Source organism: Caldisericia bacterium (assembly GCA_021158845.1).
Lineage (GTDB): Bacteria > Caldisericota > Caldisericia > B22-G15 > B22-G15 > B22-G15.
This window is the reverse complement of the sequence record JAGGSY010000021.1, coordinates 1-10350: the sequence shown is the minus strand read 5'-3', so window position 1 is coordinate 10350 and position 10350 is coordinate 1. Positions and strand designations below refer to the sequence as shown.

Below are 10350 nucleotides of genomic sequence, written 5' to 3'. Positions count from 1 at the left end.
GTTTAAGGAGTATAGACACAAAGTTAACATTACTTAAGAACCAATTTAAAATACTGAGTGAAATTGATAGTATAGGGAAGGTTATGGAAGAAGTGCAGGAACATAAAGTCAGATTATATGATTTAAAGAAGATTAAGGAGAAGTATATTGATAATGAGAAAAAAATTGATAAGTTTGAGAAACTGCACAGAGCCTTAGATAAAGATGTTATTAAGGAAGAGACTGTGGATAAAATAAATGCTTTGAAGGAAAGGTATGTTTCTCTCATAAATAAGAGACTAAAACTGAAAAGCATAATAGATAAAGAGAAGAAAGCCGAAAAGGAGAAAGAACAGATAGAGGTAAATATAGATAAGCTTATAGGAAGGTATGTTTCTGTTATAGGAAGAGAAGGGGTTTGTCCTGTATGCTTAAGAGAGGTGGATGATAAATTAATGCATGAAGTGGAGAAAAATATAAAGAGGATGTGGAGGTAGTGATGGATATTGAGAAGATTATAAAGGAACTTGATGAACTAAACAAGAGAATTAAAAGGTATGTTGAGAAGAGGCAGGAGATAACCGGGACATTGAACGCTTTAAAAAATACAAAGGAGGAGATTATAAAGGAACTTAAGGAGAATTTTAATATAGATAGTGTAGAGGAGTTGGATAGGGAGATAGAGAGGATTGAGAAAGAGATAGTAAGGAAAAAGATGATGATAGAAGAATCTCTAAGGGAGATTGATAATGAACTCAATAGAAAGAATCAGTGAAGAGGTCTTTAAAAGAATAAGAGAGGTGGAGAAGCAACTGGGGGAGAAACGGAGAATAGAGAAAGAGATAAAGGTAAAAGAGAATTTGATTGACGATTTGCAGAATAAAAGAAAGATATATGTTCAGGCAAAGAGAGTGCTTGAATTGGCATATGAAAAGTTGAGACGGGAGACAATGAGTGGCATTGAAAGATTGGTGAATAAGGCACTTGAGCCAATATATAAGGATCTTAGCTTTAGAATAGAACTGGAGGATAAAAGAAATAGAAATACAGCAAGGTTTGTTGTAAAAAATTTAAGTGAGAACCTAATTTTTGAGGGAAATCCTTTAGATATACATGGTGGAAGTGTATCTCAGATTATATCTCTTGCCTTAAGGATAAGCATTCTTGAAAAGAGTATAAATCCAAGACTTGAAGGTCCTCTAATTCTTGATGAACCTCTCACATTTCTTGATGAGAAAAGTAAAAGGGCAATGGTGGAATTCTTAAGAAAAGTAAGTGAAGTATTAAAAAGACAGATAATACTTATAACCCATGATAGAATCCTCATGGAGGCAGGAGATAAGATATTCTATGTTGAGATGAAAAATGGAGAGAGCAGCGTAAGGGAGATAGAAGGAATTGATGAAATTGTGGTATAATCCTTTAGAAGGGTAAATAGAAGAGGGAGTGAAATGGCAAGAGTTATTTTGAGAAATGTAACTAAAAGATTTGGTAAAGTAGTGGCGGTGGATAATATAAATTTATCTTTAAAAGATGGAGAATTTGTCGTCTTATTGGGCCCATCTGGTTGTGGAAAAACAACAACATTAAGACTTATAGCAGGTTTAGAAGAAGTTACAAGCGGGGAGATATATATAGGGGACAGAGTTGTTAACGATCTTGCACCAAAGGATAGAAATGTGGCTATGGTTTTCCAAAGTTATGCTCTTTATCCGCACATGAGTGTTTTTGAGAATATAGCTTTTAGTTTGAGGTTAAAACATGTACCAAAGGATGAAATAGAGAAAAGGGTTAGAAGAGTGGCGGAGATGCTTCAAATTGATAAATTTTTGAATCGTAAACCGAGACAACTTTCAGGAGGTCAAAGACAGAGAGTTGCACTTGCCAGAGCTATTGTGAGAAATCCAGATGTTTATCTTATGGATGAGCCTCTATCAAATCTTGATGCTAAGTTGAGAGTTCAGACAAGAGCAGAGCTTTTAAAACTTCACAAGAAACTTGGAACCACAACCATTTATGTTACGCATGATCAAGTTGAAGCTATGACATTAGGGCAGAGAGTTGCAATAATTAACAATGGGAAGTTAGAACAGTTTGATACTCCAGAGAATGTATACATGTATCCAAAGACTAAATTCGTTGCAGGTTTTATTGGAACTCCTCCAATGAACTTTATTCCTGCTGAGGTATTTCAAGAGGATGGGAAAATTCAGTTGAAATTGTTAAATACAAAGATAGAAATTCCATCCGAGTTAAAAGCAAAGACGAAGAGGATACCAATAAATAGAAAGGTTATTCTTGGAATAAGACCTGAAGATTTGAGAGAGGAGAAATTTTTAGATAGAGATTCCTTTGTTCTGCTTGGTTCTTTCCCTCTTTTATTTAAGGAAGACCTGGGAAGTGAAACAAATCTTTACTTTAATATTGGTTTGGATAATCCACTTGTTGTTAAAACTTCTTCAGAGACAAAAGCAGAAATGGATGATGTGGTGCCTATCTATTTGAATCCTTTTAGGATTCATCTATTTGATATAGACACAGGAAGGAATTTGTTCTATAATGAGGTGGGAATGAATGGATGAGAGAAATTAAATTGTCTGAAGTTGATTTTAAGAAATATGAGGGGTATTTAGAGAATGAGAGGGAGAAAATTGATTTTATTTCAAGGGAATTGAGAGGTTTGAGAGTTGCTTTTATAAATTCTACAAGTTTTGGTGGAGGCGTAGCAGAAATTTTTTACTCTTTAATCCCTCTATTAAGATCTTTGGGAATAGATATTCATTGGTATGTTATTGAGGGAGACGGAAAATTTTTTAATATCACCAAGAAGATTCACAATATGCTTCAAGGTGAAGAGGAAAGCATAAATTCTAAAGAAGAGGATTACTATCTATTGATAAACAAAAACAACGGAAAGAACTTTAATGAGAAATTTGATATTATAGTTATTCATGATCCTCAACCCATGGCACTTCCTCTATTTTTAAATAAAAAAACTAAAAAATTTGTTTGGAGATGTCATATAGATACTTCTTCTCCATCTCAAAGAGCAAGGAATTTTGTGGGTAAGTTTATTAAACTCTATGAAAGAGTAATTTTCAGTGTAGAAGAGTTTGCAAGAGGTCTAAAATGTGATAATAATAGCTTAATTATTTATCCCTCTATTGATCCATTTTCTCAAAAAAATAAATTTCTTGAAAAAGATGTGGTTGATAAGATTGTTGAAAAATTTGGTGTGGATATCCAAAGACCTTTCCTTCTTCAGGTATCTCGCTTTGATCCATGGAAGGATCCTCTTGGAGTTATAGATGTTTATAGGAATGTTAAGGGAGATTTTCCATATATTCAACTTGTGTTAATAGGTTCCATGGCAACAGATGATCCTGAGGGTTGGAAATTTTATGAGAAAACATTAAGATACGCAGGAATGGATGAAGATATTTTCGTATTTACAAATTTTGATGGCGTTGGTAGTCTGGAGGTTAATGCCTTCCAGAGAAAAGCAACCATTGTAATTCAAAAATCTATTCGTGAAGGTTTCGGCCTTACTGTCTCCGAAGCATTATGGAAGAAAAAAGCTGTTATTGGAGGGAATACTGGTGGAATAAAGGTTCAAATAAAGGATGGTGAAAATGGTTTCCTTGTTTCATCCAAAGTTGAAACAGAAGAAAGAGTAAAAGAGCTTCTGCTTAACAGTGAGGAAAGAGAAGAATTTGGAAAAAATGGGCATGCGGTTGTTAGAAAGAAATTTCTTACAACAAGGCATGCTTTAGATTATTTAAAATTGTTTAAATCTCTTGCAGTTTCCTAAATTTATAAAAATAAAGGAGGTGTTTTATGTACAAAAAAATCTCAAAAATTCTTGTGTTTTTGATTGTTGTGGCTCTTGCCTCAACATTCATGTTTACTGGGTGTAAAAAAGAACAACCTTCTCAGCCACCTGAAGAAGAGAAACCAGAGAAGGTTACTATTGTCTTTGCAGTAGGAGGAGCGCCCTCAGAAGTTGACTACTGGCATAAGGTTATAGAGGAATTCGAGAAGAAGAATCCAAATATTAGTGTTGATCTTTTAAGACAACCCATGGAAACTTCTACAAGGATGCAAACCCTTGTGACTCCTCTAAGTGGTAAAGAATCTACTCCAGATGTTTTTCTTATGGATGTTGCATGGGTTGGACAGTTTGCTGCATCTAATTGGCTTGCACCTTTGGATGATTTTATATCTAAGGATAACTATGACCTTTCTGTCTTCTTTAAGAAGACATTGGAGTTTGCTGACACATACAAGGGTAAAATTTGTGCCCTTCCTGTATACATAGATGCAGGACTTCTCTATTACAGAAAAGATCTACTTGAGAAGTATGGATTTTCAAAGCCTCCAGAGCTATGGAGCGATCTTGTTACTATAGCACAGAAAGTTCAAGAAGGAGAGAGAAAGACAAATCCAAATTTCTGGGGATTTGTATGGCAGGGAAAACAGTATGAAGGTCTTGTATGTGATTTCCTTGAGTATATTGTGAGTAATGGAGGGAATATACTTGATAAGGATGGAAAACCAATTCTGAATTCAGAGAGCAATATTGAGGCATTAACCTTTATGAGAGACTTAATACACAAGTATAAAATTTCACCTCCCAACACATACACTGAAATGACTGAGGAACCTGTTAGAATGACTTTCCAGAGTGGAAATGCAATGTTTGAGAGAAATTGGCCCTATGCATGGGGACTTCACAATGCAGATGATTCTCCGGTTAAAGGAAAAGTCGGGATTGCTCCACTTCCTCATTTTCCAGGACATGAGAGTGCCGCAACTCTTGGTGGATGGCATATTGGAATGAATATATATTCAAAGCGTAAAGAGGCAACCTGGGAATTCATCAAATTTGTTGAGTCATTTGAAACCCAGAAAGGTTTTGCTATGAATCTTGGCTGGAATCCTGGAAGAAAGGATGTATATGATGATCCAGAAGTAGTTGAGAAATCACCCCATCTAAAAGCATTGAAGGATGTCTTTGTTGGTGCTGTTCCAAGACCTGGTGTTCCCTATTACACAAAGCTCAGTGATGCTATACAGAAGTATGTAAATGCTGCCATTGCAGGTAAGATGGATCCAAAAGACGCATTGAATAAAGCACAGGAAGAGGTTGAGGAAATAATTTCTGAGTATGGAGGATAAATGAAAAAGAGGGGGCAAAGGAGAAAGGAGGGAGGCTCTGTGAAGTACAAGAGGCGTGAGGAGCGTCTTGCATACCTCCTCCTTGCCCCCATTGTTCTTCTCGTAGGTGGTTTAATTCTTGTTCCAATTGTTGGAACCTTAATATCAAGTTTTTATAGAAACATCACTTTTCTTCCACCAGTAAAATTTATAGGTCTTGGTAACTATAAAAGACTTTTCTCTGATTTAAATTTTTGGCATTCTGTTTTTATAACTGTGGGTTTTACCGTTGTATCTGTACTTTTGGAATCTATTCTTGGCATGTTCTATGCTCTTATCATTCATGAGAAGTTTCGTTTAAGGGGAATAATGAGGGCAATTGTTCTTATACCTTGGGCTATTCCAACGATAGTATCTGCAAAAACTTGGCAACTTATATATAACTATAATTATGGACTTCTAAACTATCTTTTCATGAGAATACATCTTTCATTGCATCCAATAAATTGGCTTGGTAGTCCAACGAGTGCTTTCACCTCCATTGTTATCGCAGATGTTTGGAAAACTGCTCCCTTTATGGCGATACTTTTCTTGGCAGGTTTGCAATCTATTCCTGAATCTATATATGAAGCTGCGAGGGTAGATGGTGCTTCTATGACTCAAGAATTTTTCAAGATCACCCTTCCTCTACTGAGACCTGTTATAATTATTGCTCTGATTTTCAGAACAATTGATTCACTTCGTATATTTGATTTAATATATGTTTTAACTGGTGGAGGACCAGCTGGTTCTACATCCTCTATCTCAGTTTATGGTTTTAAAGCTTATATCCTTGGTGATTTTGGTTATGGTTCTTCTGTCTCTGTTTTTACATTCCTCCTCATCTTTCTCTTTACAGTGCTATATCTTAAACTTGGTCGTTTTAGAGAGGGTTTAAAAAATGAGTGAAAAGAGAAAAAGAATCTTGTTTATATGGATTGGTTCACTTATAACTTCTTTTATTTGTCTTACTCCATTCTTTTGGATGATCATTGTCTCCTTTGCGAAATTCCCAAATTTCCTTGCCTCAAAGGAAATTCCTTTTATTTTTACCCTTCAGCATTATAGAGAAGTTATTGGAACACATGATCTTCATGTGATGAATTATTTTAAAAACAGTCTAATTGTTGCTGTAGTTGTTACTGTTCTGGCAGTTACAATCGCCAGTGTCGCAGCTTATGCAGTATCAAGAATAAAATTTAGAGGAAAAGTATTTATAATAATTGGAATACTTGCTGTTTCAATGTTTCCACAGATAAGTATCGTTGGTTATCTATTTAAATTAATGACAAAGATAGGTTGGATAAATACATATCAAGCACTTATTTTTCCTTATACTGCCTGGGTTATGCCAATTTCTTTATGGATACTTGTGAGTTATTTTTCACAGCTACCTATAGATTTGGATGAAGCTGCTATGCTGGATGGAGCGACAAGGATGCAAACTTTAATAAAAGTCATTATACCTTTAGCTGCTCCAGGTGTTTTTTCCACTTCTCTTCTTGTCTTTATCTCCGCTTTTAATGAATTCATGTTTGCCCTTCTTTTAACCAGTGATTATCATGCACGCACCATTCCAGTAGGTATTGCTCTTTTTGAGGGACTTCATGGAGAGATTCCATGGGGCCAGATTATGGCTACCTCTGCAATAGCCTCTATTCCCCTCGTCATACTTACTTTAATATTCCAAAGATATATTGTTCAAGGACTTACCGCAGGAGCCATTAAAGGATAGCCAACAAATACTTGACAAATTATATTTATTTTTATAAAATTTTTTTACAAAGATAATTTCATGAAAGGAGGTTGAGAGAGGACGGTAAAATTTTATTTAATTTTTGTTTTTAAAAACAATTCTTTGAAGGAGGGAAGTAAAAATGGCAAATGAGCAGACTCAAACTACTGATTGGCGTGTAACAGGTTGGGTACTTTACCCAATCGGAAGTAAGCCAAGATGGCCATTAGCATTTGCTCTCGGTTTTCAGCATTATCTAACCATGTTCGGTGCTACCGTAAGTATTCCTCTTTTAGTTGGTGGTGCAATGGGATTTCCACCTCAAGAACTCGCTCTTTTAATTGCTACAGTATTCCTTGCAAGTGGAATAGCAACATGGATTCAGCAGTTAATTGGAAACAAACTCCCAATTGTTCAGGGTGGTAGCTTCTCATTCCTTGGACCAACCTTTGCTACCATTGGTATGGTTTCAGCTCAAGGCGGAAATTGGCAGATTATGATTCAGCAGGTTGCTGCTGCAATCATGTTTGGTTCATTCTTTGAAATTATTCTTGGTTATAGTGGATTGATGGGTTACATAAAAAGGTTAATTGGACCTCTTTCAATTGCTCCGACGATTACAATGATAGGTCTTTCACTCTATGGAGTTGGTGCACCAAAAATGGCATCCAATTGGACAATTTCAATTATTACTCTTGTTGCACTTATTTTGTACTCTCAAGTTTTCTCAAGATATTCAAGAGTTTTCCTCTTATTCCCAGTTATCCTTGCTGTTGCAACAGGATGGATTGCAGCACTTATTGGAACACTTGCTGGTTGGATTCCACCGGATAACGCAGCAAACTTAACCAGGGGACTTCAGCTGATTAAGACCTCACCTTGGTTCTGGGTTAGACCAATTATTCCATTCAAGTGGGGATTTCCTGAACTTTCATCTCTTACCCTTTCCGCTACCATAGGAATGCTTGCAGGTTACATTGCATCCATGGTTGAGTCCATTGGTGATTACTACTCCTGCGCAAGAATATCTGAGGCACCAGTTCCAACTGAAAAGATGATATCTTATGGTCTTGGTGCAGAGGGAGTTGGTTGTCTCATCGCCGGAATTCTCCAGAGTGGAAACGGAACAACCTCTTACTCTGAAAATATTGGAGCAATAGGAATTACAAGGGTTGCATCTCGTAGAGCAATCAGAGCAGGTGCAACCTTGATGATTATAATTCCATTTATTGCTAAGGTTGGTGCTGTTCTTGCAACACTTCCAGATCCAGTAGTAGGTGCTATGTATGTTGGACTGTTTGGTTTAATTGCTGCAGTAGGACTTTCAAACCTTCAATTTGTAAACCTTAATAATTCAAGAAACCTATTTATTCTTGGTATATCCCTATTCTCTGGACTATCATTCCCTGCATACTTTAATGCAAATCCAATAAAGGGTGGCGTATTGGCAAACATTGTTCAGACCATTCTTACAACAGGAATGGCGGTTTCAGCACTCTTTGCTATAGTGCTTGATAACCTACTTCCTGGAGCAACAAGAGAGGAGAGAGGTCTAACTGTCTGGGAGAAGGAGGCAACGCCAGAAGCTTGGGAAGAGGCAGAGAGAGAATGGGCACAGATGAAGGAAGGAGAAGAGGCAAAGCTTAAAGGATTTGAAAGGGTGCAGAAGTAGAAAGGGTTAGTTATGGTATAAAAGAGGGTGGAAAAGTCCACCCTCTTTTCATTTATAAAGGAGGTAGAGAAGCTTGAAAAAGGTTGGAAGATATTTATATATAGTTTTTGTTATTTTACTTTTTTCCTTTACCTTTTATCTTATTTTTTGGTCTGGACACCCAAAGTATCTATTAAAATATCTCTATTCAGATAGAAGATACGATATATATGTAATAGTTGGCTTCGGATTTCTTACATCTCTTGTTGCTTTCTTCTCCTCTTGGTCCAATGAAAACAAAGGATACATGAAACTTCTGGAGATGAACAAGGATTATATAAGGAAATTAAGAAAGAGAGGAAAGAGTGATGAAGAGATAGCAGAAGCTCTCCTCAGAGCCCTTGGAAGAAAGAAGGGTATCGGATATGGATATGAGAAGAGAAAGATAATCTATTTTCTTTCAAAGTTGAAATGAAGGAGTGTATATGGTTAGTTTCTTGAAAATAAATTCAGACTATCTTATTCCTGTTATAGTAATAGTCGTGATGATTCTTTATATGTGGTGGAAGCAACAGGATGTACACCATCTTAAGGAAAGGTTTAAAGATGAAAAAATTATATTTAAAGCACATGGGACATACTTCTTTGGTCTTCAATCAGAGCCTGGAGGGTTATTAAGATCAAGTGGTCAGATATTCCTATTTAAGGACAGGATATTCTACAAAGGAAGATTTGACAATAGAGAATTAACTATACCTAAGGATAAGTTAATGTATATAGCTATTACAGATAACCATAAAGGTTTACCCCTATATTGGAAGTCTCTTGCATTTTACTTTGAAAAGGATGGAAAGGTGGAAAGGGCAGCATTTATGATTCCTTTCTCAAAACAATTTGTTGATGCATTAAAAACATACTTTGAAAAGGATGGAAGAAAGATCCCTATAAAAGAGGAACTCTGGTAATGAAAACCTTCCCTTTTTCAAATTTTTCCTGGGTTGAGAAGGATAAAATTGCCGCCTCAGATTTTCCATATACAGAGGAACATTTCAAATTTTTAAAAAGTGTTGGCATAAGAGCTATAGTTACATTAACTGAAGAGGATGTTTCAAAGTCCTTAATTGAGAAGTATAGATTCAGGCATCTTCACCTGCCTATAGGTGATTTTGGAGTTCCTTCTCTTTCTCAAGTTAAGAAATTTTTAAAATGGGCGAAACTAATGGAGGTATGGGGGCAACCTGTGCTTGTCCATTGCCGTGCTGGAATTGGAAGAACTGGGACAATGCTTTCGGTTTATTACATCTGGAAGGGTTTTAGTGCCGAAGATAGTATAAAGATGGTTAGAAATAAAAGAGGAAGTGGTGTAGAAACACTATCTCAGGAGAGTTTTATTTATGAAGTTGAGGAGTTAATCCCTGTTATATATCCGGATAAAGAGGAAGAGTTGTTCTATGTCTTACTTGAAACAATGAAGGTCTTAAGAAAAGAGTGTCCGTGGGACAGAAAACAAACAAGGTCTTCACTTATGAAGTATTTCATTGATGAAGTGGAAGAGGTAGTTAAAGCTGAGAAGGAAGGTGATTTAGATAATTTTGTTGAAGAACTTGGAGATGTACTTCTTCACATAATTTTTCAATGTGAGATTGGAAGGGAGAGAGATGAATTCAATATAACTGATGTAATTGATACTCTACTTAAGAAACTTGTAAGAAGGCATCCCCATGTCTTTAAAGACGAGGTTCTTAGAACAGATAAAGATGTGGAGGAGAGATGGGAAGAGATAAAGAGG

The 10350-nt window shown here is 36.1% G+C and carries 12 protein-coding genes; all 12 read left to right on the top strand.

Going from position 1 to position 10350, the window contains the following annotated elements:
• Nucleotides 1–476 (top strand): hypothetical protein (locus tag J7J33_00825; protein MCD6167838.1); only part of this gene is annotated, 476 nt, incomplete at its 5' end.
• A 2-nt stretch (nucleotides 477–478) separates the two neighbouring features.
• Nucleotides 479–754 (top strand): hypothetical protein, encoded by a 276-nt coding sequence (locus J7J33_00820; protein ID MCD6167837.1) that lies wholly within the window; start codon nucleotides 479–481, stop codon nucleotides 752–754.
• A complete protein-coding gene (locus J7J33_00815) occupies nucleotides 729–1397 on the top strand; it encodes a hypothetical protein (GenBank protein MCD6167836.1) in 669 nt (222 codons plus the stop codon). The genes J7J33_00820 and J7J33_00815 overlap by 26 nt, the downstream gene beginning before the upstream one ends.
• A 33-nt stretch (nucleotides 1398–1430) precedes the next feature.
• Complete coding sequence (locus J7J33_00810) at nucleotides 1431–2561, top strand: ABC transporter ATP-binding protein (protein ID MCD6167835.1); 1131 nt, start codon at nucleotides 1431–1433, stop codon at nucleotides 2559–2561.
• A 5-nt stretch (nucleotides 2562–2566) separates the two neighbouring features.
• Entirely contained in the window at nucleotides 2567–3790 is a 1224-nt protein-coding gene (locus J7J33_00805; protein ID MCD6167834.1) for a glycosyltransferase, read from the top strand.
• A 26-nt stretch (nucleotides 3791–3816) separates the two neighbouring features.
• Nucleotides 3817–5157, top strand: a complete 1341-nt coding sequence (locus J7J33_00800; protein ID MCD6167833.1) for an ABC transporter substrate-binding protein — start codon at nucleotides 3817–3819, stop codon at nucleotides 5155–5157.
• Nucleotides 5158–6084: a sugar ABC transporter permease gene (locus J7J33_00795; protein ID MCD6167832.1), complete on the top strand. Its 927-nt coding sequence runs from the start codon at nucleotides 5158–5160 to the stop codon at nucleotides 6082–6084. It abuts the gene before it with no gap.
• Between the two features lie 76 nt (nucleotides 6085–6160).
• Nucleotides 6161–6910, top strand: a complete 750-nt coding sequence (locus J7J33_00790; protein MCD6167831.1) for a carbohydrate ABC transporter permease — start codon at nucleotides 6161–6163, stop codon at nucleotides 6908–6910.
• Between the two features lie 142 nt (nucleotides 6911–7052).
• Entirely contained in the window at nucleotides 7053–8582 is a 1530-nt protein-coding gene (locus J7J33_00785; GenBank protein MCD6167830.1) for a purine/pyrimidine permease, read from the top strand.
• A gap of 73 nt (nucleotides 8583–8655) precedes the next feature.
• Nucleotides 8656–9036 (top strand): hypothetical protein, encoded by a 381-nt coding sequence (locus J7J33_00780; protein MCD6167829.1) that lies wholly within the window; start codon nucleotides 8656–8658, stop codon nucleotides 9034–9036.
• Between the two features lie 10 nt (nucleotides 9037–9046).
• Nucleotides 9047–9526 carry a hypothetical protein gene (locus tag J7J33_00775; GenBank protein ID MCD6167828.1) on the top strand — a complete coding sequence of 160 codons (480 nt, stop codon included), beginning with the start codon at nucleotides 9047–9049 and terminating at the stop codon, nucleotides 9524–9526.
• The coding region (locus J7J33_00770) for a dual specificity protein phosphatase family protein (protein ID MCD6167827.1) at nucleotides 9526–10350 on the top strand (825 nt) is incomplete at its 3' end. The genes J7J33_00775 and J7J33_00770, both read left to right, overlap by 1 nt.